Annotated in this window: 19 protein-coding genes; 12 read left to right on the top strand and 7 right to left on the bottom strand. The window is 70.9% G+C overall.

Annotation, left to right across the window (positions count from 1 at the left end; translation table 11 throughout):
* Nucleotides 1-18: 18 nt before the first annotated feature.
* Nucleotides 19-1,647: an L-lactate permease gene (locus J4573_RS26500; protein WP_208258573.1), complete on the top strand. Its 1,629-nt coding sequence runs from the start codon at nucleotides 19-21 to the stop codon at nucleotides 1,645-1,647.
* A gap of 51 nt (nucleotides 1,648-1,698) precedes the next feature.
* The gene (locus J4573_RS26495; protein WP_208258572.1) at nucleotides 1,699-2,568 is read left to right on the top strand and encodes an FkbM family methyltransferase; all 870 of its coding nucleotides are present in this window, start codon (nucleotides 1,699-1,701) and stop codon (nucleotides 2,566-2,568) included.
* A gap of 38 nt (nucleotides 2,569-2,606) precedes the next feature.
* On the opposite strand, the gene J4573_RS26490 is transcribed toward J4573_RS26495, so the two are convergent.
* A complete protein-coding gene (locus J4573_RS26490; protein WP_208258571.1) occupies nucleotides 2,607-3,953 on the bottom strand; it encodes an MFS transporter in 1,347 nt (448 codons plus the stop codon).
* A gap of 274 nt (nucleotides 3,954-4,227) precedes the next feature.
* Here J4573_RS26490 and J4573_RS26485 point away from each other — a divergent pair, with 274 nt between their 5' ends.
* From J4573_RS26485 to J4573_RS26475, 3 genes are read left to right on the top strand one after another with little or no spacing between them, the layout of a single operon-like run.
* Nucleotides 4,228-5,082 carry a HalD/BesD family halogenase gene (locus tag J4573_RS26485; protein ID WP_208258570.1) on the top strand — a complete coding sequence of 285 codons (855 nt, stop codon included), beginning with the start codon at nucleotides 4,228-4,230 and terminating at the stop codon, nucleotides 5,080-5,082.
* A 22-nt stretch (nucleotides 5,083-5,104) separates the two neighbouring features.
* Nucleotides 5,105-5,923, top strand: coding sequence for a class I SAM-dependent methyltransferase (locus J4573_RS26480; RefSeq protein WP_208258569.1), 819 nt, complete (start codon nucleotides 5,105-5,107; stop codon nucleotides 5,921-5,923).
* Complete coding sequence (locus tag J4573_RS26475; RefSeq protein WP_208258568.1) at nucleotides 5,920-7,722, top strand: choline/carnitine O-acyltransferase; 1,803 nt, start codon at nucleotides 5,920-5,922, stop codon at nucleotides 7,720-7,722. The genes J4573_RS26480 and J4573_RS26475 overlap by 4 nt, the downstream gene beginning before the upstream one ends.
* On the opposite strand, the gene J4573_RS26470 is transcribed toward J4573_RS26475, so the two are convergent.
* From J4573_RS26470 to J4573_RS26460, 3 genes are all read right to left on the bottom strand, one after another.
* Nucleotides 7,723-8,550, bottom strand: a complete 828-nt coding sequence (locus J4573_RS26470) for an aldo/keto reductase (protein WP_307796901.1) — start codon at nucleotides 8,548-8,550, stop codon at nucleotides 7,723-7,725. It lies immediately after the preceding gene.
* A 99-nt stretch (nucleotides 8,551-8,649) separates the two neighbouring features.
* Nucleotides 8,650-9,195, bottom strand: a complete 546-nt coding sequence (locus J4573_RS26465) for a TetR/AcrR family transcriptional regulator (RefSeq protein WP_208258567.1) — start codon at nucleotides 9,193-9,195, stop codon at nucleotides 8,650-8,652.
* A 3-nt stretch (nucleotides 9,196-9,198) separates the two neighbouring features.
* The gene (locus J4573_RS26460) at nucleotides 9,199-9,879 is read right to left on the bottom strand and encodes a type 1 glutamine amidotransferase domain-containing protein (RefSeq protein ID WP_208258566.1); all 681 of its coding nucleotides are present in this window, start codon (nucleotides 9,877-9,879) and stop codon (nucleotides 9,199-9,201) included.
* Between the two features lie 118 nt (nucleotides 9,880-9,997).
* Here J4573_RS26460 and J4573_RS26455 point away from each other — a divergent pair, with 118 nt between their 5' ends.
* Nucleotides 9,998-10,924 (top strand): LysR family transcriptional regulator, encoded by a 927-nt coding sequence (locus J4573_RS26455; RefSeq protein ID WP_208258565.1) that lies wholly within the window; start codon nucleotides 9,998-10,000, stop codon nucleotides 10,922-10,924.
* Here J4573_RS26455 and J4573_RS26450 read toward each other — a convergent pair.
* Nucleotides 10,878-13,748 carry an ATP-binding protein gene (locus tag J4573_RS26450; RefSeq protein ID WP_208258564.1) on the bottom strand — a complete coding sequence of 957 codons (2,871 nt, stop codon included), beginning with the start codon at nucleotides 13,746-13,748 and terminating at the stop codon, nucleotides 10,878-10,880. The genes J4573_RS26455 and J4573_RS26450 overlap by 47 nt on opposite strands.
* Nucleotides 13,749-13,805: 57 nt before the next feature.
* Between J4573_RS26450 and J4573_RS26445 the strand changes: the two genes are divergently transcribed.
* The 6 genes from J4573_RS26445 to J4573_RS26420 all read left to right on the top strand — a co-directional run bounded on the left by J4573_RS26445 (nucleotide 13,806) and on the right by J4573_RS26420 (nucleotide 18,469).
* On the top strand, nucleotides 13,806-14,675 hold the full coding sequence (locus tag J4573_RS26445; RefSeq protein WP_208258563.1) for an alpha/beta fold hydrolase: 870 nt from the start codon (nucleotides 13,806-13,808) through the stop codon (nucleotides 14,673-14,675).
* 24 nt (nucleotides 14,676-14,699) lie between these two features.
* A complete protein-coding gene (locus J4573_RS26440; RefSeq protein ID WP_208258562.1) occupies nucleotides 14,700-15,641 on the top strand; it encodes an MBL fold metallo-hydrolase in 942 nt (313 codons plus the stop codon).
* Nucleotides 15,642-15,754: 113 nt separating this feature from the next.
* The gene (locus J4573_RS26435) at nucleotides 15,755-16,327 is read left to right on the top strand and encodes a CDP-alcohol phosphatidyltransferase family protein (RefSeq protein WP_208258561.1); all 573 of its coding nucleotides are present in this window, start codon (nucleotides 15,755-15,757) and stop codon (nucleotides 16,325-16,327) included.
* The gene (locus J4573_RS26430) at nucleotides 16,324-17,118 is read left to right on the top strand and encodes a phosphatidate cytidylyltransferase (protein ID WP_208258560.1); all 795 of its coding nucleotides are present in this window, start codon (nucleotides 16,324-16,326) and stop codon (nucleotides 17,116-17,118) included. The genes J4573_RS26435 and J4573_RS26430 overlap by 4 nt, the downstream gene beginning before the upstream one ends.
* Complete coding sequence (locus J4573_RS26425; protein ID WP_208258559.1) at nucleotides 17,115-17,678, top strand: lysophospholipid acyltransferase family protein; 564 nt, start codon at nucleotides 17,115-17,117, stop codon at nucleotides 17,676-17,678. Before J4573_RS26430 ends, J4573_RS26425 begins: the two co-directional genes overlap by 4 nt.
* A gap of 11 nt (nucleotides 17,679-17,689) precedes the next feature.
* Nucleotides 17,690-18,469 carry a class I SAM-dependent methyltransferase family protein gene (locus J4573_RS26420; RefSeq protein WP_208258558.1) on the top strand — a complete coding sequence of 260 codons (780 nt, stop codon included), beginning with the start codon at nucleotides 17,690-17,692 and terminating at the stop codon, nucleotides 18,467-18,469.
* On the opposite strand, the gene J4573_RS26415 is transcribed toward J4573_RS26420, so the two are convergent.
* Nucleotides 18,447-20,960, bottom strand: coding sequence for a beta-glucosidase (locus J4573_RS26415; protein ID WP_208258557.1), 2,514 nt, complete (start codon nucleotides 20,958-20,960; stop codon nucleotides 18,447-18,449). The genes J4573_RS26420 and J4573_RS26415 overlap by 23 nt on opposite strands.
* Before the next feature lie 185 nt (nucleotides 20,961-21,145).
* Complete coding sequence (locus J4573_RS26410; RefSeq protein ID WP_208258556.1) at nucleotides 21,146-21,643, bottom strand: TetR/AcrR family transcriptional regulator; 498 nt, start codon at nucleotides 21,641-21,643, stop codon at nucleotides 21,146-21,148.
* Nucleotides 21,644-21,723 lie beyond the last annotated feature (80 nt).

The raw sequence follows: 21,723 nt of genomic DNA, 5'->3' as shown, positions 1-21,723 counted from the left end.
CTCCCGAGGTGATCACCGGTGTACAAACAGGTCCTCGATCCCATAGCCGACTCGCTCGGCTGGAGCTCTCTCGTCGCGGCCATCCCGCTGGCCGTCCTGTTCATCCTGCTCGGCGTGGTCCGCATGCGCGCCTGGCTGGCCTCCCTCATCTCGCTCGCCGCCGCGCTGGTCGTGGCCGTCTGGGCGTACGGGATGCCGGTCGGGCAGGCGCTGCTCGCCGGGTCCGAGGGCGCCGCCTTCGGCTTCTTCCCGATCCTCTGGATCGTGATCAACGCGATCTGGGTCTACACGATGACCGTCGACACCGGGCACTTCGACGTGCTGCGGCGCTCGTTCGCGACGGTCAGCGACGACCAGCGCATCCAGGCGGTGCTGATCGCCTTCTCCTTCGGCGCGCTCATGGAGGCGCTCGCGGGCTTCGGAACGCCCGTCGCGGTCACCTCGGTGATGCTCATCGCACTCGGCTTCGACCCGATGAAGGCCGCCGTGCTCGCACTCACCGCCAACACCGCGCCGGTCGCGTTCGGCGCGATGGCGACCCCGATCCTCACGCTCGGCAAGGTGACCGGCATCTCCAGCGACACGCTCGGCTCGATGGTCGGGCGCCAGACGCCGATCCTGGCGGTCTTCGTGCCGCTGGTGCTGGTGGTGATCGTGGACGGGGCGCGCGGGCTGCGCGAGACCTGGCCCGTCGCGCTGACCTGCGGTATCGCGTTCGGGATCGCACAGTACGTGACCTCGAACTTCGTCTCCGTGCCGCTCGCGGACGTCATCGCGGCGCTGACCTCGGCCGTCGTCGTGGTGGCGGTCGTGCGCCTGCGCCCCGCCCCGCGTCCGGCCCCGGTGGCGGGCGGCTCGGTCGACGAGCCCTCGCCGGAGTTCGCCCGCCGCGTCGAACGGCCCGACAGCCGCGCCGAGATCGCGCGCGCCTACGCCCCGTACGCCATCATCATCGCGGTCTTCGTCGTCTGCCAGATCGACCAGGTCAAGACGTGGCTGAACAAGGCCACACAGACCTTCCAGTGGCCGGGCCTGCACCTGACCAGCGCGTCCGGCAAGCCGCTGGGGTCGGTCACGTTCACCCTCAACTGGTTCACGACGCCCGGCACGCAGATGCTGGTCGCGGGTGTGGTGACCATGCTCGTGCTGGGGGTGAGCGTGACCGGCGGCGTCAAGGCGTACTGGGCGAGCCTGGTGCAGCTGCGCTGGGCGATCCTGACGGTCATGGCCGTGCTGGCGCTCGCGTTCGTGATGAACGCCTCGGGCCAGACCGTGACGCTCGGCACCTGGATGGCCGGGGCCGGAAGCGCGTTCGCCCTGCTGTCCCCCATCCTCGGCTGGCTCGGCACGGCGGTGACCGGCTCGGACACCTCCTCCAACTCGCTGTTCGGCGCGCTGCAGGTCACCGCGGCGGACAAGGCCGACCTGTCACCCGTCCTGATGGCCGCGTCCAACAGCTCGGGCGGCGTCCTCGGCAAGATGCTCTCCCCGCAGAACCTCGCCATCGCGGCCGCGGCCGTCGGCCTGCACGGCAAGGAGGGCGACATCTTCCGGAGAGTGCTCGGATGGAGCCTGCTCTTCCTCCTCGGAATGTGCGTCCTGTCGGGGCTCCAGTCCACCGATGTCCTGTCTTGGATGGTCCCGTGAATTTCAGCCTGACTTGCTGAAACTGACGGTCCGCCCCTAACCTGCGAATGCATGGCCACTTTGCGTAAGCGCGCTCTCAACGGACTCCGGGCCTTCGGACTTCAGATCACCGACATCGGGCCCGGCGCGGCCCTGCTGTCGCGCCGTGGAAGGCGGCACAGCCTGCAGCGACTGCCCGGATCGACGGTCATCGTCACCAAGAAGAACGAGCCACGCAAACACGCCTACGAATTCCAGAAGAAGCTGCACTACTACCTCGCCGCCGAGCACATCGCCTGGATCTTGCGCAAATACAAGGTCAACTGCGTGATCGACGTCGGCGCGAATGCCGGGCAATATGGCGCGGGCCTGCGCCGCGCCGGATACAAGGGCCGGATCGCCTCGTTCGAGCCCGTCCCCGAGCACGCGGTGAAGCTCGCCGAGGCCGCCGGGAACGATCCAGAGTGGCAGGTCCACCCGTTCGCGCTCGGCCGCGAGGAGGGGACGGTCGAGATGAACGTCGTCCCCGGCTTCGGGCACCTGAGCTCGATGCTGGAGCCGAGCGACTTCGGCGCCCGCACCTTCAACGACCTGAACGAGCTGGAGGTCGCGGAGGTGCCGGTGCGGCGCCTGGACACGGTCCTGGACGAGGTCCTCGACGGCATCGCCGACCCCCGCCCGTACCTCAAGCTCGATACCCAGGGCTTCGACCTGGAGGTCTTCGCGGGCGCCGGCGACCACATCAAGGAGTTCGCCGGGATGCAGTCGGAGGTGGCGCTGCTGCCCATCTACGACGGCATGCCCGGTATGACCGAGGCCATCGGCACCTACCAGGACGCGGGCTTCGAGGTCTCGGGGATGTTCCCCGTCAGCCGCGAGCCCGCCACCGGCCGCGTCATCGAGTACGACTGCGTACTGGTGCGCCCCGAGACCCTCGTCTAGCGAGGGCCCCGGGGCGCGTTCGCGCAGGCTGACGGCGCCTAGCGGGCGCCGGCGGGCTCGCGTTCCTCTTCGGCGTCGATCTTCTCGATCGACACACCGGCCGTCTCGGGGATGCGCATGATCGGGATGATGGCGATCGCGGCGGCGATCATCAGGTAGTAGGCGGGCCAGTTCTTGTCGCCCGTCTTGTTGATCAGCGCCTCGACGACCACGCCGACCGTGCCACCGAAGATCGCGGTCGACACGTTGTAGCCGATGGCGAACGAGCCGTACCGCACACGGGTCGGGAACATCGCCGGGAACGTGGACCCGATGACCGCCAGGATCAGCGCCAGCAGCATCGCGACCGCCAGGAAGCCGATGAACAGGGCCACCAGGTTGCCGCTCTGCATGAGCCGCACCGCCGGATAGCTGACCACCAGGAACCCGATGGCCGCGGTCATCAGCAGCGGTTTTCGGCCGATCCGGTCCGACAGTGCGCCGAGCGGGACCAGCACGCACATCTGCAGCGCCTCCACGCCGATGATGATCATCGTGGCGGTGTTGGCTCCGATGTCCAGATGCTCGGTGAAGTAGGACGGCATCGTCGTCAGCAGCATGTAGTCGGCGACGTTCAGCAGGATCACGATGCCGATGAGGTTGAGGATCATCGGCCAGTAGCCCGCGAGCGTCTCCTTCAGCGGGATCTTCTCCGGCTCCTCGCCCTTCTCCTGCAGCTTGCGGAAGGCCGGCGGATCGTCCAGCTTGGAGCGCAGGTACAGGCCGACGATGCCGAGCGGGAGCGCCAGCAGGAACGGGATGCGCCAGCCCCAGGTGTCAAAGTGCTTGGTGCCCAGCGACAGGCTCACGATGAGCACCAGGGCGTTACCGAGGATGTAGCCGGTCAGCGTTCCCATCTCCAGGAAGCTGCCGTAGAACCCGCGTTTCTTGGTCGGCGCGTACTCGGCGATGAACGTCGCGGCGCCGCCGTACTCACCGCCGGTCGAGAAGCCCTGGATGAGCCGCAGGCACAGCAGGATGATCGGCGCGGCGATGCCGATGGCCGCGTACGTCGGCAGGACGCCGACCAGGAACGTACAGGTCGACATCAGCAGGATCGTGAGGGCGAGCACGGGCTTGCGCCCGATCTTGTCGCCCAGCGGCCCGAAGAAGGCGCCGCCGAACGGGCGGACGATGAAGCCGATGGCCACCAGGGCCAGCGACTTCAGCACCGCGTTGGACTCGCCCGGGAAGAAGACCTTCCCCACCGTCCCGGTGATGGCCCCCGACGTGAAGACGCCATAGTCGAACCACTCCACAGCGTTCCCCATGGTGGAGGCCATGACCGCCCGTCTGACGGACGACTCGCTGACAGGTGGCGTCGCGCTCTCGTCGAGAGTCGTCATCGCGGAAAGCAACCTCCCAGTTACGGATGCACACGTATCGCAGACTGCTCTTCCCGAGATAAGGACGATCAATCATGGAGTTCCGGTCTTCGACGTGATGTGGGCCACATTCACATGCGGGCAAAGTCCGGGCACACCCCCGGACCACCCGGAGTAGGCGCAGGTCACGGGGTCAACTCTGAAGTCGGCTAATAAAGGCGGGTCCATAAATCCGCCAACGAATCATGCCGATTCGGTGTGCTAAAAACTCACCAGGTCCGCAGAGAGGATCTTGATGGGCACTTCCGTAGCTCGCTCGGTCGACCAGGTCGTCAACACCGCCCGTTATCCGCTGTCGGACCCAGGGACGCTGATCCCCGGGATCCGGCGCGAACTAGAGAATTCCGGGTGCTGCGTTCTACCGGATTTCATCCAGGAACCGCTGGTCGCCGCATTGCGCGAAGAATGTGCGACCGCCGCTCCACTCGCGCACTATGACGTCGAGACCGTCAACGTCTACAACATCGCCGTGGACCCGTCACTCCCGGCCGACCACCCCGGTCGCGTCCCGTTCGACCGCGGCAACGCCTTCGTCGCCCGCGACCACATCCCCGCCGATTTCATCGTCCAGCGGCTCTATTCGAGCGAGCTCTTCCAGCGCTTCGTGGCCGCCTGCTTCGGGCTGAACCGCGTCCACGAACTGGCGGATCCGCTCTCGGGCCTGTGCCTGAACGTCGTCAAACCCGGCATGCAACACCCATGGCATTTCGACGTCAACGAGTTCACGGTGAGCATGGTGACGCAGGAGGCCGCTGAGGGCGGGGAGTTCGAATACTGCCCCAATATCAGATCCGCCGAGAACGAGAATTTCGCCGATGTCGCGAGCGTGCTCGGAGGTGACGACGGCGGGCTGGTCAGGCGGCTGACGCTCCGGCCCGGCGACCTCCAGCTGTTCAAGGGCCGCTACTCGCTGCACCGGGTCACCACGGTGAAGGGTGCGACGGCGCGCCATTCCGCCATCTTCGCCTACAGCGAGCGGCCCGGCGTGATCGGCAGCGTCGCCCGGACGCGGCAGCTGTTCGGCCGCGTGCTCCCCCAGCACCTGGAGGCGGAAGGTCACGCCGTCCGGGTCGACCGGCTACTGGACTAGAGACGGGCTGGAACAACTGAACATGGACACCGAAACCACCGGGAAGGTCTCGCTCGACCACATCTACTCCCAGCCGGACCCCCGCGCCTACTTCGACACCCTGCGCGAGCTCGGCTACTGCATCCCCCAGCTGGCCAAGCCGCACTTCGCCGAGCTGATCGCGGACTACCGGGAGGCCGCCGGCGTCGCGGCCCCGACCATCCTGGACATCGGCTGCTCCTACGGCATCAACGCGGCGCTGCTGCGCTGCGACGCCACCATGGACGACCTCTACGAGCGCTACTGCGACCGCGCCTTCTACGCGCACGACACGCTGGTGTCGCGGGACCGCGAGTTCGTGCGCGACCGCGGCCGTCCCGGCACCCGCTTCATGGGCCTGGACGCCTCCGACAGCGCGCTGTCGTACGCGCTGGAGACCGGCTTCATCGACGAGGCCGTGCACACCGACCTGGAGGCGGGCGAGCCGACCGAGTCCCAGCGCGAGCGGCTCGCGGCCGCCGACCTCGTCGTCTCCACCGGCTGCGTGGGCTATGTCACCGAGCGGACCATCTCCCGCATCGCCCGGGCGCACGGTGAGCGCCTTCCCTGGATGGCACACTTCGTGCTCCGGATGTTCCCATTCGAGCCGGTCGCCGACAGCCTCGCCGAAGCCGGGTATAAAACCGTTCGTCACGAAGGCGTTTTCAAGCAGCGTCGTTTCGCCACGCCAGAGGAGCACACCCAGGTCCTGGACACCCTGTCCTCCGTCGGGGTGGACCCGCACGGCCTGGAGACCGACGGATGGCTCTACGCGCAGCTGTACCTCTCACGGCCGACCCATCCAGAACGAGGATCGAGTTGAACAGCAGCCCACAACCCTCCCCCCGCACCTTCGACAACGAGGACACCCTGCCGCGGATACCGCTGCCCACCCTGGACGACAGCGGCCGCCGGCTGCTGGAGTGGTGCGCGCCGCTGCTGACCCCCGAGGAGCTGGCCGAGACCGAACGCGAGGTCGAGACGTTCCTGCGACCGGACGGACCGGGCCGCAAGCTCCAGGCCGCGCTCGAGGAGTACGACGCGAGCGAGGGGGTGCACAGCTGGCTCGACACGTTCTGGCCCTACCGCTACCTGGGCCGCCGCGACCGCATCGCACTGAACGCCAACTTCTTCTTCCTGTTCCACGACGCGGGGCTCGGGCAGGTCGACCGTGCAGCGGGACTCATCGCGACGGCGCTCAACTACAAGCGGCTCCTCGATGAGGAGGCCATCCCACCCGCCCTGCAGCGCGGCAAGCCGCTGTCCATGGAGCAGAACAAGTTCCTGTTCTCCACGACCCGCATTCCGGGGGCCTCCCAGGACACCGTCCGCTCCCCCTATACCGACGCATGGCCGGGCCCGTCCAAGGCCCGGCACATCGTGGTGTTCCATCGCGGCGCGATGTTCCGCATGGACGTCATCGGCCCGGCGGGCAAGCCCCACACTCTGGAGGAGCTGGCCGCGGGTCTGGACGCGGTGCTGAAGTCCGACGTCGCACCTGAGTCCCCGGTCGGTCACCTGACCACCAAGGCGCGCGCGGAGTGGGCGGCCGACCGGGAGGCGCTGATCGCCCTCGACCCGGCGAACGCGGCGGCGCTCGACGAGGTCGAGACCGCGCTGTTCTGCGTCTGCCTGGAGAACTTCGCACCCACGAGCACGCAGGAGGCGTGCGACCAGCTGCTCGCCGGCGACAGCGGCAACCGCTGGTTCGACAAGGCCGTGTCGCTGATCGTGTTCGCGGACGGCACGGCGGGCATCAACGTCGAGCACTGCGGCCTGGACGGCACGACGATCCTCAGCTTCGTCGACGCGCTGCTGGGCACGCCCGCCGCCGAGCAGGCGGACGCGTCCGGCGCGCGGGCCCAGGGGCAGCCGGGCCTCACGCCGATCGACTTCGTCCTCGACGACGACCTGCGCGCCGCCGTGCGGGGCGCAGGTGAGGCGTTCGCCCAGTACGCCGCCGACACCGCGACGCTGAACGTCTCGTTCGACGACTTCGGCTCCACCCGCGCCAAGGAGCTGAAGACCTCGCCGGACGCGTTCGTCCAGATGGCCTACCAGCTCGCGCACAAGCGGTCGAAGGGCTTCCTGGGCGCCACCTACGAGTCGATCGCCACCCGGCACCTGCGGCGCGGGCGGACCGAGGCGATGCGCGTGGTGACGCCCGAGGCCGTTGCCTTCGCCAGCGCGATGGACGACCCGGCGGCGGGCGCCGACGCCAGGCGCGCCGCGTTCCGCGCCGCCGCCGACGCCCACGTGCGCCGCGCCAAGGACAGCCAGGCGGGTCAGGTGCCCGAGCAGCATCTGTGGGAGCTCCAGCTCATCCAGAAGCGCCGCGGCGCCGAGCTGGGCGTGACCGCCGACGAGCTGACGCTGTTCGAGTCGCCGGGCTGGATCAAGATGCGCGACGACTACCTGAGCACCAGCTCGGCGCCGTCGGTCAACATCCAGTCGTTCGGGTTCGGCTCGACCAGCATGCAGTGCATTGGCGTCGGCTACGTGCTGCTCCCCGACCGCTTCAACGTGTACCTGTCCACGCCGCGCCCGGTCGCGGACGCCATGCAGGTGTTCGCGAACGAGCTGAGGACCGCCGTCGCCGAGCTGCAGGAGCTGCTCGGCTGATCAGCCCATCCAGTTGAACGTCGCCGGGTCGGGACCGAAGCGCTTGCCCTGGTCGAGCGCTTCGATCTCGGCCAGGTCGGCGGCGTCCAGCTCGAAGTCGAAGACGTCGATGTTCTCCTTGATCCGCGACGGCGTCACCGACTTCGGGATGACGACGTTGCCGGTCTGCAGGTGCCAGCGCAGCACGGCCTGGGCCGCGGACTTGCCGTGCTTGGCGCCGATCCGCTTCAGCACCGCGTCGTCCAGCAGGCCCTTGCCCTGGCCGAGCGGGCTCCAGGCCTCGGTCAGCAGGCCGTGCTCGGCGCCCGCGGCGCGCAGCTGCTTCTGCTGCATGTACGGGTGGAGCTCGATCTGGTTGATGACCGGGGTGACCTCGGCCTCCTTGGTCAGCCGCTCCAGCGCCTCGACCGTGAAGTTGGACACGCCGATCGCCCGGGCCTTGCCGTCGGCGTAGGCCTTCTCGAACGCCTTCCAGGCCTCCAGGTACTGCTCCGAACCCGCGACCGGCCAGTGGATCAGGATGAGGTCGACGTGGTCGAGGCCGAGCCGCTCCAGGCTGGCGTCGACGGCGCGCACCGCGTCGTCGTAGGCGTGGTCGGTGTTCCAGAGCTTGGTCGTGACGAACAGCTCGTCGCGCGCGATGCCCGAGTCGCGGACGGCACGGCCGGTGCCCTCCTCGTTCTCGTAGGCCCGCGCGGTGTCGATGCTGCGGTAGCCGGCGCCGAGCGCCTCGGTCACGGCGCTGTAGGCCTCGTCGTCGGGTACCTGCCAGACACCGAAGCCCAGCTGCGGCATCTCCACGCCGTTGTTCAAGGTCACGTACTGCACTGTCGTACCTTTCGCTCGTTGTCATATCTCCCGCCGGCCTCAGTTCGACCGGTGGGCGTCTTTGTCCGGGGGGACGAGTGTGTCCGGGGGGACGAGGGGTTATCTCGGGGCGAGGAGCCCGGTGATCAGCGCGTCGGCGGCGGGCTGCAGGAGGCGGGTGCCGTCGGGCCGTTCCTCCAGCCCGATGACCAGCGCGATGCAGATGTCGGCCGCCTCGTCCGGAGCGACCGTGGCGACGCCCGCCTCGGCGAAGACGCCGGCCAGCAGGGCGCTGAGGTCGGTGACGAACTTGGCGCAGATGTCGCCGAACAGCCGCGCCTTCTGGTCGAGCAGCTCGCCCGCGTGCGGTGACTCTCCGACGAGTTTGCGGACGAGTTCGAGCTTGGCTCCCAGCACCCCGCGCACCCGGTCGGCGGCGGGGGCCTGGGCGGCCGCCGCCTCCCGCGCCTGCTCCAGCGCCTGGGTGTGCAGGCGTTCGGCGAGGCGGCGGAAGGCGTCGTCCTTGTTACGTACGTACTGGTAGACGGCCGACCGTGACATGCCCGCCTCGCGGGCGATGTCGTCCATCGTCGTACGCCGGACACCGTGCAGCCTGAGGCAGGTGTAGGTGGCGTCGAGGACCTCGGTCGGCCGGTCTTTGCCCATGGCTCAGCCCAGCGCCTTGAGGACCTCGTCGGCCAGCGGGCCGGAGGAGGACGGGTTCTGCCCGGTGTAGAGGTTGCGGTCGACGACCACGTGCGGCGCCCACGCCTCGCCCTTGTCGACGTTCGCGCCGAGGGCGACCAGGCGGTCTTCCAGGAGCCAGGCGGCCTTGTCGGCGAACCCGGCCTGGGTCTCCTCCTCGTTGGTGAACGCGGCGAGCCGGTAACCGGCGAACGTCGGCGTGCCGTCGGCGCGTTCGGCGGCCAGCATCGCCGCGGGCCCGTGGCAGACCACCGCGAGCGGCCTGCCCGAGTCGAGCGCGGCCGTCAGCAGCCGGCCCGAGTCGGCGTTCACCGACAGGTCCTCCATCGGGCCGTGACCGCCCGGGTAGAACACCGCGTCGTAGGCGGCCGGGTCGGCCTCCTCCACCTTGATCGGGTCGCGCAGGGCGGCGATGCCCTCCACCTCGGCGGCGAAGGCCTCGCCGCCGAAGTCGGCGGTGAGGCTCGCCGGGTCGGGCTTGGGCACGACAGCGCCGGGCGTCGCGACGGTGACCCGGTGCCCGGCCTCGGTGAAGGTCCGGTACGGCACCACGAACTCCTCGGCCCAGAAGCCGGTCGGGTGCCCGGTCCCGTCGGCCAGCGTCCAGCGGTCGGCCCCGGTCAGCACGAAAAGAATCTCAGCCATCTCGTCCTCCAGCATATAGGACTTCGTGGATGACCTGACAAATTGTGTTCAAAATGTCAGTTCGTCGTCGGTTCGACTCTAGGGGCGGGGTCCAACACCGACCAATAGGCTTCTTTGCATGCCCCATCGGGATTCCTATGAGTCGCTGGACCTCAACCAGCTGCGGACCTTCCTGGCGGTGCACCGCGCCGGGTCGTTCACCGCGGCGGCCCAGCTCCTGGGCTTGTCCCAGCCGACGGTGACCGCGCAGATGCGGGCGCTGGAACGGCGACTGGGCCGCCGTCTCTTCGAACGGCTCCCGCGCGGGGTCGCCTCCACGGCGATGGCCGAGCAGCTCGCCGCCGAGGTCTCCGCTCCGCTCGACGCGCTGAGCGCGGTGGCGGGCGGCGACCAGGTCGACGAGACCGCGGCGGCCGATCCCGTGCATCTGGCCGGGCCCGCCGAGCTGCTGTGCGCGCGAGTGCTGCCCTCGCTCGCGCCGCTGGTCGGAGCGGGTGATCTGCGGCTGCGGGTCACGCTCGGCCTCGCCGACGATCTGCTGGCGGGGCTGCGTGCCGGGCAGTACGACCTGGTCGTGTCCACGATCAGGCCGCGCGGACGCGCGCTGACGGCCGAGCCGCTCGCGGACGAGGAGTTCGTGCTGGTCGCCGCTCCCGATTGGGCGGAACGGATCGGAGGCGGGCGACTCGAACGCGAGGGCCCGTCGGCGCTGCGCGACGCGCCGCTGGTGACGTACGCGGAGGATCTGCCCATCGCGCGCCGCTATTGGAGGCACGTCTTCGGCACGCGGCTCGCCGGACCCGCGGCCGTCGTTGTCCCGGATCTGCGCGGCGTGCTGGCGGCGGTCGTCGCCGGGGCCGGGTTCACGGTCCTGCCGCGCTACCTGTGCCACGCCGAGCTGGACTCCGGCGCGCTCGTGGCGTTGCTGGAGCCCGTCGATCCGCCCATCAACACCGGGTTCCTCGCTCAGCGGGCGGGTCTCCCGGACAACCCGAACGTCACCCTCGTGCGGGATCGCCTTCTGGAGGCCGCCCGAGACTGGTAGCGAGCCGTTCCAGGTAGTAGGCGACCGGGCGGAGCGTCACCATGCCGCTGCCCGCGCCCGCCAGTTCGGCGGCGGCAGGGAGCAGCGCGGTGTGAAGGCGTTGCATCGCGGCCCGGTCGCCCAGCTCGATGGCGACGAGGGCGTGCAGGCACGTGCGGAGCTCGAACAGCAGGTCGTGAGGTGACTCGGGGATGTCGCAGGCGGCCGCCTCCGCTCGCTTGCCGTGGGAGAGCAGGATCAGCGGCCTGGTCCAGGGCTCGTACGGCCCGTAGTCTGCGTCGTCGAGCACCGGGATGTCGTCGCCCTGGAGCCTGAGGCAGAGCAGAGCAAGCGAAAGCAGCCCATCCTCAACGCCGCGCATGCCGGTGCCCGCGAGGCGGACGGCGGCTCGGCGATAAGCGGGCTCGTCGGCCGCCCGCATCGCCGCGTACCACTCGGTGAAGACGCCGACGAGCGGAATCTCGTGCTGCTCGGCGAGCCGGTCGGCCGCGAAGGCCTCCTCGTCGGCGGCCGCGAAGTCGGCGAGCGCCGCGCGGGCCTGGATCAGGATCATGTGGCCGAGGACCTCGAACGGCACCAGGCCGTGGCGCGTAGCGAGCTCGACCAGCTCGGCGCCGATCCGGGCTCGCTCGGGAGCCATCCCGGCCCGTTCGAACGACTGCATGAAGCGGGCGTTGAGCGCGAACGCCAGCACGGTCGGGTCGTCCAGGCGCCGGGCGATCTCCTCGGACTCGCGGGCCGCCGCTCTTCCCCGCTCCCCCGCGTCGGCGCGCAGCTCCATCGCGATGGTGGCCAGCAGCCGGGCGCGTTCGGCATCCCGTCCGGGCGGCAGCGCGGCGAGGGTGCGTTCGGCGGCCTCGGCCACCTCGCGCGCGTCGTCCGCGTCGTCGCCCACCGGCCAGTTGGCGGGCACGTCGAAGGAGCCGATGACCTGAGCCGTGAAGAGCGGATCGCCGAGCTCCTCCGCCCGCCGGATCGCCTCGGCCCGGTGCCGCCGCGCCGCGTCCAGGTCGCCGGTCACCGCGAGCGCGCGCACCATGCCCATCGTCGCCTCCAGGCGCGCGCGGACGTCGGTGTCGCCCGCACGGTCCAGGGCGGCGACGGTCTCGCGCCAGAGCCGCGCGGCCTCGTGCGGCGCGAAGCGGCTCTCGGCCCGTTCGGCGGCGAGGCGCGCGTAGTGCGCGGCGCGGTCGGCGGTCGCGCGGGTCGACGCCCTGATGAGGTGCTCGGCGATGACCGCCACGTCCTCCGGCCGCAAGCGCTCGATCAGCTCGGCCGCGCGGGCGTGCCAGCGTGAACGGCGAGCCTGCGAGATGTCGTCATAGAGGGCCTCGCGCACCAGCGCGTGCTCGAAGCGGAGCCGCTCGGGCCCGGACTCGGCGAGGAAGCCCATCAGCAGCGCGGGCTCCACGGCATCCAGCACCCGGTCCTCGTCGCCGTTCAGGCCGATCAGCACGTCCAGATCGACGTCCGTGCCGATCACCGCCGCCTGCCGCAGCACGGTCCGCGCGGCCTCGGGAAGCGCGGCGAGGCGATGCCGGATGACGTCGCGAACGCCCGCGGGCACGCCGTCCAGATCGCCCTGCGCCTCGTACAGCCGGACGAGCTCGCGGACGAAGAACGGATTGCCTGAGCTGCGCCGATGGATCGCCTTCGCGGTGCGCTCGTCCACCTCCTCGTAGGCGACCGATGCGATCAGCTCACGCACCTCAGGCTCGCTGAGGCCGCCGAGATGGATCCGGAGCGGTTCGAGGCGCGCCGCGCGGCCCAGCGCATCAGCCAGGGCGGGCGTGATCTCGGTCGAACGGTAGGCGCCGACGTGCGGGACGGATCCCGCCTCGATCAGCTCGGCGAGCTCCGCCTCGTCCGCCCACTGCATGTCGTCGAGCACCTTGATCCGCGGTCCCAGGCGCCGGTTGAGCTCGCCGAGAAGCGCGGTCTTGCCCGCGCCGGGATCGCCCGAGATCAGCGCCAGCCTTGATCCCCCTGCCGCGAACTGCTCCAGGGCGGCCAGTTCCTCGGCCCGGCCGACGAACGGACGCGCATCGGGAGTGGGCACGGGCTGTGCGGTCAAATGCGGCGCCTGGGCGAAGATGTCGTTCTCCAGCCGCCGCAGCGCCTCACCCGGATCCAGGCCGAGCTCGGTGTTCAGCATCGTGCGGGCGTCACGGAGGACTGCCAGGGCGTCGGCCTGCCGTTCGGCCTTGTAGAGGGCGAGCGCGAGCAGCCGCCGGGCGTCCTCGCGCAGCGGGTGAGCCGCCACATGCGCCTCAAGCTCGGGTACGACCTCGGCGGCCCGGCCGAGCGCCAGGGCAGCCTCGGCCCGCCGTTCCACTCCCAGCAGGCGCAGCTCGTTCAGCCGGGAAGCCTCGCCCCGGGCCCAGTCCTCCTCGGCGAACTCCGCGTACGCCGGGCCCCGCCACAGCGCCAGCGCCTCGTCCAGCAGGGCGAAGGCCTTCTCGGGCGGCAGGCCCGGCGCCTCACCGAGCGCCGCCTCGAAGCGCCACGCGTCCACGGCGTCCTGCTCGGCCCGTACCGCGTAGCCGGGAGGCGCCGTGACCAGCAGACGGGCGGGCGTCCGCGGCGGCCGGCCCGGCTCAAGCGCCTTGCGGAGCGCGCCGACGAACGTCTGGACGGCGCCGAGCGCCCCCTCGGGCGGATCGTCCCAGAGATCGTCGATCAGCCAGGAGACCGGTACGGCACGGCCCCGGGCGATCAGCAGGCGCGCCAGGACGGCCCGGTGCCGCGGGCCCTTGAGGTTGACCGGCCCGCGCTCCCCCTCGGCCTCCAGCGGCCCGAGCACGCGGAACCTCACGCCAGGCACATCCCTACGTTAGTCATTGCTGATTGAGCGCTGATCGGGGCGTCCGATGCTGGGGCCATGAAGATCAATGGATTCGACTACCAGCGCCTCCCGGTCGCGGACGGCGTGGCCCTCAACACGGCGATCGGCGGCTCGGGCAGCCCGATCGTGCTCCTGCACGGCTTCCCGCAGACCCACCTGATGTGGCGGCACGTGGCCGCCGACCTGGCCGCCGACCACACCGTCATCGTTCCCGACCTGCGCGGCTACGGCGACAGCGACAAGCCCGCCGAGACCGGCGCGGACACCTACTCCAAGCGCACCATGGCCGCCGACATCGTGGCCCTCGCCCGCGCGCTCGGCCACGAGCGCTTCGCGCTGGCAGGGCACGACCGCGGCGCCCAGGTGGCCATCCGCGCCGGGCTCGACCACCCCGAGACGATCACCCACCTGGCCTCGCTCGACACGATGCCGACGATCAACCTGTGGGAGGTGATGCAGGGGGTCTCGGCGGCCGTGGGCTTCCACCTGTACCTGATGGCCCAGCCGCCCGGCCTGCCCGAGCAGATGATCGCCGCGAGCGCGGACGCGTTCTTCGGCCACTTCCTGGACATCTGGGCCAAGGACCCGGCGGCCATCCCGGCGGACGTGCGAGCCGCCTACCTGAAGGCCTCGCGCGAGGCGGTCCCCTCGATCGTCGCGGACTTCCGCGCCTCGGCGGGCATCGACGTCGAGCACGACCAGGCCGATCGCGAGGCGGGCAACGTCTTCCAGATGCCCGTCGCCGTCCTTCAGCAGGACTGGGGCACCGCCCTGGGGTTCGACGCCACCGCGCTGTGGAGCGCCTGGGCACCTGATCTGCGCCACTCGACCGTCGCCTGCGGCCACTTCATGGCGGAGGAGGCCCCGGCCGAAGTCGTGAAGGCCCTGCGCACCCTTATCGGGTAGGGCGTTCGGCATTAGGTTGAGCGCATGAGCGGCACCGCGCGCGACATCACCGTTCCCGGGACTCCCCACCTCCACGAGGTCTCGGACGGCATCTACGGCTACATCCAGCCCGACGGGACCTGGTGGATCAACAACACCGGGTTCCTGGTAGGCGAGCGGGGCGTCGTCAGCGTGGACGCCTGCTCCACCGAGCGCCGGACCCGCGCGTACCTCGACACGATCGGCTCGGTCACGCCGATGCCGGTGCGGACGCTGGTGAACACCCACCATCACGGCGATCACACGTTCGGGAACTACCTGTTCTCCGGCGCCACGATCGTCGCGCACGAGGGCACGCGGGACGGCGCGCTGGCCTGGGGCAGGCCGTTCGACGCCCCGTACTGGTCGGAGGTCGACTGGGGCGACGTCGAGATCGAGCCGGCGTTCCTCACCTACACCGAGGGCGTCACGATCTGGGTGGACGACCTCCGCTGCGAGGTCCGGCACGTGGGGAGCCCGGCGCACACCACCAACGACTCGATCGTGTGGGTCCCCGACCGGGGGGTGCTGTTCTGCGGCGACCTGCTCTTCAACGGCGGGACCCCGTTCCTCATGCAGGGCTCGGTCGCCGGGGCCATCAAGGTCCTGGAGGAGGAGATCGTGCCGCTCGGCGCCGAGACCATCGTGCCCGGCCACGGCCCGGTGGCCGGGCCCGAGCTGATCGCCGGCGTCGTGGCCTACGCGCGCTTCGTGCTGGCGACGGCGGAGAAGGGCCGGGCCGCCGGGCTGTCGCCGCTGGAATGCGCGCGCGAGACCGACCTCGGCGACTACGCGGGGCTGACCGACAGCGAGCGCATCGTCGGCAACCTCTACCGCGCCTACGCCGAACTCGACGGCGAGGCGCCCGGCGCGCAGATCGACCTGGTCTCGGCACTGGACGACATGGTCGCCTACAACGGAGGCCGTCCTCTCACCTGCCGGGCCTGATACCCCAGTGCGGAGATCCTGCCTAGAGCGCACCTGCGCTGAGTTTCTCTACTCAGACGCAACCGAGTAGCTCGGCCGATGGCCGCCGCGCCGCAGCCCGCGAGGCTTGAGGCATGGACGGTTTGTACGGGTTGAAGCCCTGGTACGCGGCGCGGCTCGGCGGTGTGCGCGGCGTGCTCGTGCGGCGCCGGGTGTCGCCGGACGCGGTCACCGCCGCCGGGGTCCTCGCCGGAGCGGGCGCGGGCGTCGCGCTGGCGCTGCTGCGGCCGGGCCCGCTCGCCGGCGTGGTCGTCACGCTGCTGCTGGCGCTCCGGCTCGCGTGCGCCAATCTCGACGGCGCGATCGCCCGGGAGACCGGGCGCGGCTCGCGTTGGGGCTCGGTGCTGAACGAGCTGGGCGACCGGGCCGCGGAACTGGCCGCGCTCGCCGGATGCCTGGCGCTCGCGCCCGCGGGCCTGGTGGCGGGTGCCGCGCTGGCGGCGACGCTGCCGTCCTGGGTGTCGCTCGCGGGCGCGGCGGCCGGGGGCCCGCGCCCGCAGGGCTGGCCGGTCGGCAAGACCGAGCGCTGCCTGCTGCTGGCGCTCATCGCCTTCACCGGCCTCGCCGTTCCCCTGCTCATCGTGCTCGCCGCCGGGTCGCTGCTCACGGCGCTCGTCCGGCTGGAGCGGATCCGGAGGTCGCTGTGACCGAGACGTTGGCGTGTGTGTCGGGGGCCTTCGCCGTCAGCGGGGCCGCCGTGTGGTGGTCGGGCAGGCGCGAGCTGATCCAGCGCTGGCTCAGCTGGCTGGTGATCGTGCCGCTGGTCGGCGGCGCGTTCTGGCTCGGGCCGCCGGGCGCCTTCGCGCTTGCCGCCGGGGTGGGGCTGGTCGCCGTGCTGGAGTACGGCCATCTGCTCGGGCTGCGGGCTCTGGATCGGGCGTTGATGGGCGGTGCGCTGGTGGCGTTCCCGCTCGTGGCATGGCTGGCGCCCGAGCATCTGATCCGGGTGCTGTTCGGCGCGCTGCTGGTGGCCGGGCTGATCACGCTGCTGGAACGCGATCCGGACCGGGGCATGAACCGGGCGTACGGCGTCGTCTTCGGTCTGGCGTGGCTGGCGCCGCTGACCGGGCTGGTCGTGCTCGGCGACCTGGCCCCTCCGCTGTGCGCGGCCGTCGCCGTGGCGGACGTCGCGGCCTGGTGCGGCGGCAAGCTGCTGCGCGGGCCTGCGCTTTCGCCGCACAGCCCGGCCAAGCGCTGGGGCGGCGTGGCCGGCGGCGCCGCCGGAGGGATCGCGATCCTCGTCGCGTTCGGCGCGGCCACCCCGGCGACCGTCCTCGCGGTCGCCGTCGGCGCCCCGCTGGGGGACCTGCTCGAGTCGATGCTCAAGCGCAGCCGTGGCGTGAAGGACGCCGGGAGCTGGCTGCCGGGGTTCGGCGGGCTGCTGGACCGGATCGACTCCCTGCTCATCACGCTGGCAGTGGCGGTGGTGCTGTCATGATCGCCGCACTGCTCCGCACGTGGTTCTGGCGCGCCGCGTTCCGGCTCGCGGGCGGCATCGAGGTCGAGGGCCGCCTGCCGAACGGCCCGTGCGTGATCGTCGCCAACCACGGCTCGCACGCCGACACCGCCGCGCTGCTCGCGGCGCTCCCGGCCCGGCGCCGCCCGGTCGTCGCTGCCGCCGCCGACTACTGGTTCGCGAGCCGGTTGCGCGCCGTGGTCTGCCGTACGGCCGTCTCCGGCTTCCCGGTGCGGCGCGCCAGAGGCGGGTTCGACGACCTCGCCGAGGCCACCGCGCTTCTGGCACGCGGACGGGCGGTCATCGTCTTCCCGGAGGGCACCCGTTCACGCGACGGCGAGGTGCGCCCCTTCCGCTCGGGCGCGGCCCGGCTCGCCTCACTCGCAGGAGTCCCCCTCGTACCGGTGGGCCTGTGCGGCACGCGCGAGGTGCTTCCGGTGCACGGCCGCCTGCGCCGTGCCCGCGTACGGGTCCGCATCGGAGACCCGGTCACCGACATCGACACGGCCCAGCAGGCCGTACGCCAGCTGTCCCTTCACTGAGAGGAAGAACCATGCGCGGCGATATCAAGTGGGCGGCCCTCCGCCTCCTGCTCAGCACGGTCGGGCGCACCGCCCGCAGCATCCGCATCGGCTACCGGCACGGCTTCGACAGCGGAACGATGCTCGACTACGTCTACGTCAACCGCGCACAGGGCGATCTGGGCATCGGCCGTCTGATCGACCGCGTGCACCTGGACGCGATCGGCTGGCGCGCGATCCGCTCCCGCCGGGATCTCCTCCAGGACACGTTGCGCGCGGAGATGCGCCAAGGGCCGCTGCGGATCATGGATGTCGCGGCGGGCCCAGGGCGTTATCTCCAGGAGCTGCTGCTGGAGGACCCGTCGCACCAGGTGCTGTGCCGCGACCTGGCTCCCGCCGGGCTGCGGCAGGGCGCGGCGATGGCCGTGACGAACGGGCTCACGGGCCGGATGACCTATCAACTGGACGACGCGTTCGACCCCGAGCCGCCCGCGTTCGGCGCACCCGACGTCATCGTCGTGTCGGGCCTGTACGAACTGATCCTCGACGACGACGTCATCAAGGCGTCCATGGCGCGGCTGCGGGGGCTCCTGGCTCCGGGCGGCGTCCTGATCTTCACGACGCAGGTACGCCACCCGCAGCTGGAGCTCATCGCCAACGTCCTGCCCAACCGGGACCACAGGCCCTGGGTGATGAAGTGCCGCCCAGTCGAGGACCTGGAGAAGTGGGCACTGGACGCCGGATTCGCGGACGTCTCCTCTCGTCAGGAGCAGGTGGGGCTGTTCACCGTCACTTCCGCACGGACACGGTGAGCGGCAGGTCGCGGGACGAGGTGCCCGCCGAGACCGTGTAGGTCCCGTGCGGGGTCACCCAGGCGTGGGAGGCCTCGTCCCAGTGGGCGAACGGGCGGTCGTCGAGGCTGAGAGTGACGCGGCGGTGCTCGCCGGGCGCCAGGGAGACCTTGGCGATTCCGGCGAGGCGGCGCGGCGGGGCACCCGCGTCCCGCCCGTCGGCGCCGCCCACGTACACCTGGACGACCTCGCTGCCGCGCCGCGATCCGGTGTTGGCGACGTCCACGCTCACCCGGTCGCCGTGCACGTTCAGACGCGACAGCCGGAACGAGGTGTAGGACAGGCCGTACCCGAAGGGGAACAGCGGCGCGATCCCCTTGGCGTCGTAGTGCCGGTAGCCGACGCCCAGCCCCTCGGAGAATGTCGCGACGCCGTTCACTCCCGGGTACTGCGCGGGCGTGCTGGCCGGGGTGTCGGCGAGGCTCTTCGGGAACGTGATCGGCAGCCGTCCCGCCGGGTCCTTCTCACCGAGCAGAACCGATGCGGCGGCGTTGCCGTGCTCCTGCCCCGGGTACCAGGCCTGGACGACACCGGCGACCTTGTCCAGCCACGGCATGAGCACCGGGCCGCCGGTGTTCAGCACGACCACGGTGTGCGGGTTGGCCTTGGCGACGGCCTCGATCAGCTGGTCCTGGTGGCCCGGCAGCGCGAGCCCCGGCCGGTCCCGGCCCTCGGTGTCCTTGTCGGCGGCGAAGACCACGGCCGTGTCGGTGTGCCGGGCGGCCTCGGCCGCCTCGGCGATCTGCGGGTCGACCAGGCTCGCGGGCGGCGTCCACGCGACCGAGATCATGGCCTGGCCGGTCGGCTTGCTCCAGTCGACGCGGAACTGGTGGCTCTCCCCCTTGGTCAGGTGCACGGTCGCCGACGTGGTCGAGCTCGGGAAGCCTCCGCCGCTGGACAGCAGCTTGGTGCCGTCGAGGTAGAGCGAGGCGGAACGGTAGTTGGTGAGGTGGAGGACGTAGTCGCCGTCGGCCGGGGCCGTGAGCGTGCCGTTCCAGCGGATCGACCAGCCGTCGGCCGGGAAGCCGGGGACGTCGGGCGGCCCGCCGGACGGGTCCATCGCGATCCACGGGTCGACGCGCGTGACGGCCGGGTCGCCGGTCCAGTTCGGGTTCTTGAAGTAGCGGGCGGTGAGGCCCGGCCTGCCGTCCTCGGACTTCAGCGCGTACGTCGGCACGGCCGGCTGCGGGCCGAGCTCGACCGGCGGCATGCCCTGTGACTGCGTGACCTTGACGCCGCGCGCCTGGAACGCCTCCAGCGGGCTGACCTTGTAGGTCGGCGCGACGCCCGCGCTGCCGCCGCCGGTCGCGACCGCCGTACGGGAGCTCGCGCCGATCAGCGCGACCGAGCGGTTCTTGCGGAGCGGGAGGACGCCGCCGCGGTTCTTCAGCAGGACGGTGGCCTCCTCGGCCACGTGCCGTGCGATCGCCCCGTCGCCCTTGACGTCGATGGGCCTCGTGATCTGCGCGCGGTCGAAGATGCCGAGCCGGAACATGCTGGTGAGGACCCGGCTCACGTGGTCGTCGAGGTTGGCCTGGCTGACCTTGCCCGCCTCGACGGCCGTCTTGAGGGCGGCGCCGTAGTACTTGCCGGCGGGAAGCTCGAAGTCCAGGCCGCCCTCGGCGCAGCGAACGGTGTCGTAGCAGGAGCTGAAGTCCGACACCACGAACCCGTCGAAGCCCCACTCGTTCTTGAGCACGCCCTGCTGCAGGACCTTGTGCTCGCAGGCGTGCGCCCCGTTCACCAGGTTCTTGGCGCACATCACCGCGCCGGGCTCGGCCTTGAGGGACATCTCGTAGGGCTTCAGGTAGATCTGGCGGAGCGTGCGTTCGTCGATCTTCTCGTCGATGGTGTTGCGGTCGGTCTCCTGGCTGTTGCCCACGAAGTGCTTGGGCTCGGAGATGACGCCCTGCGACTGGACGCCCCGCACCTCGCCGGTGACGATCCGGCCGGACAGGTAGGGATCCTCGCCGAACGCCTCGAACGTGCGGCCGTTCAGCGGAACGCGGGCGATGTCGACGTCCGGTCCCTCGCTGAGGTTGCGGCCGGTGTCGCGGGTCTCGCGGCCCAGGACGTAGCCGTAGGCGCGCGCCACCTCGGGGTCGAACGAGGCGGCCATGCCGAGCGGCGCGGGCATCGCGGTGGTCTGCGGCTGGACCGGGCCGCCCGACCCGACTCCGGCGGGGCCGTTGTTGAGCCGCAGCGCCGGGATACAGAGCCGCGGGATGGGGAGCGTCTCGCGGGCGTAGGTGTCGTTGGACAGGGACGCGGTCATCGACACCTTCTCGTCGATGGTCATCCGCGGCAGCAGGGCCGCCACCCGCTGGGCGGCGGGCTTGGAATGATCCATCCAGGGCTCGCCCGAGCAGCCGGGCGCGGCCGAGGCGCCGTGCGGGGCTGTGAAGAACGAGGCGGACAGGACGAGCGCTAGCAGAACGGGGCGCCTGTGCATCGAGGTCTCCAACGGGATGGGTGACGCCCTTCAGGTAAGCGCTTTCTGAATCCCTTGTCCAGCCCGAACATCCGACCTATCCCGCCCCTCACCGCGCCGATCTTGCTCTCATGGCCCTCTCCGGGGGTATTTGAGGCCCATGAGAGCAAGATCGGCGTGTTTGTGGATGCGGGTGATCCGATGAATTACCGGAGGCCCTCGCGGACGAGGGTGAGGAGACGCTCGGGGTCGGTGCCGGCCAGGGCGATGCCGTTGGCCAGCGCGAGCAGCTCGGCGACCGTCACGTCGGTACGCACGGCACCGGCGTGCCGTGCCCGCGCCAGCAGCGGACCGGCGGTCATGTGCATCGACTCGTGCCAGCGCGCGAACAGGGCGGTGCGCTCGTCGCCCTCGTCCTCGTCATCCGGGACGGCGAGGGCGAGGTCACGCTTGGCCGCCACGTGGGTGATGAACGCCAGCAGCCATTCGTACAGCGCGCCGCCCGGGTCGTCGCTGCCGAGCAGGGCCGCCCCCTGTCCGTTGAGGGCGGCCACCTCGTCGGCGTACACGGCCACGATCAGATCGCGCCGGGTCGGGAAGTGGCGGTAGAGCGTGGCGTTGCCGACGCCCGCCCGCCGCGCGATCTCGTCGATCGGGACGTCGACGCCCTGCTCCGCGAAGGCCTCCTTCGCGGCCGCCAGCACCAGATCATGGTTGCGCTGCGCGTCCGCCCGCCTAGGCCGCCCTGACATCACGTCAAGGCAGCCTAGTTGAGCGTTACCCC

Source organism: Actinomadura barringtoniae (assembly GCF_017573505.1).
Taxonomy (GTDB): domain Bacteria; phylum Actinomycetota; class Actinomycetes; order Streptosporangiales; family Streptosporangiaceae; genus Spirillospora; species Spirillospora barringtoniae.
The sequence above is the reverse complement of the archived record's forward strand: the minus strand, read 5'-3'. Positions and strand labels throughout refer to the sequence as shown.

Coding starts and splice junctions, on each gene's coding strand:
- J4573_RS26495 (WP_208258572.1), top strand. CDS start 1,699: ATGGCCACTTTGCGTAAGCGCGCTCTCAACGGACTCCGGGCCTTCGGA.
- J4573_RS26490 (WP_208258571.1), bottom strand. CDS start 3,953: ATGACGACTCTCGACGAGAGCGCGACGCCACCTGTCAGCGAGTCGTCC.
- J4573_RS26485 (WP_208258570.1), top strand. CDS start 4,228: ATGGGCACTTCCGTAGCTCGCTCGGTCGACCAGGTCGTCAACACCGCC.
- J4573_RS26480 (WP_208258569.1), top strand. CDS start 5,105: ATGGACACCGAAACCACCGGGAAGGTCTCGCTCGACCACATCTACTCC.
- J4573_RS26465 (WP_208258567.1), bottom strand. CDS start 9,195: ATGGGCAAAGACCGGCCGACCGAGGTCCTCGACGCCACCTACACCTGC.
- J4573_RS26460 (WP_208258566.1), bottom strand. CDS start 9,879: ATGGCTGAGATTCTTTTCGTGCTGACCGGGGCCGACCGCTGGACGCTG.
- J4573_RS26455 (WP_208258565.1), top strand. CDS start 9,998: ATGCCCCATCGGGATTCCTATGAGTCGCTGGACCTCAACCAGCTGCGG.
- J4573_RS26445 (WP_208258563.1), top strand. CDS start 13,806: ATGAAGATCAATGGATTCGACTACCAGCGCCTCCCGGTCGCGGACGGC.
- J4573_RS26440 (WP_208258562.1), top strand. CDS start 14,700: ATGAGCGGCACCGCGCGCGACATCACCGTTCCCGGGACTCCCCACCTC.
- J4573_RS26435 (WP_208258561.1), top strand. CDS start 15,755: ATGGACGGTTTGTACGGGTTGAAGCCCTGGTACGCGGCGCGGCTCGGC.
- J4573_RS26425 (WP_208258559.1), top strand. CDS start 17,115: ATGATCGCCGCACTGCTCCGCACGTGGTTCTGGCGCGCCGCGTTCCGG.
- J4573_RS26420 (WP_208258558.1), top strand. CDS start 17,690: ATGCGCGGCGATATCAAGTGGGCGGCCCTCCGCCTCCTGCTCAGCACG.
- J4573_RS26415 (WP_208258557.1), bottom strand. CDS start 20,960: ATGCACAGGCGCCCCGTTCTGCTAGCGCTCGTCCTGTCCGCCTCGTTC.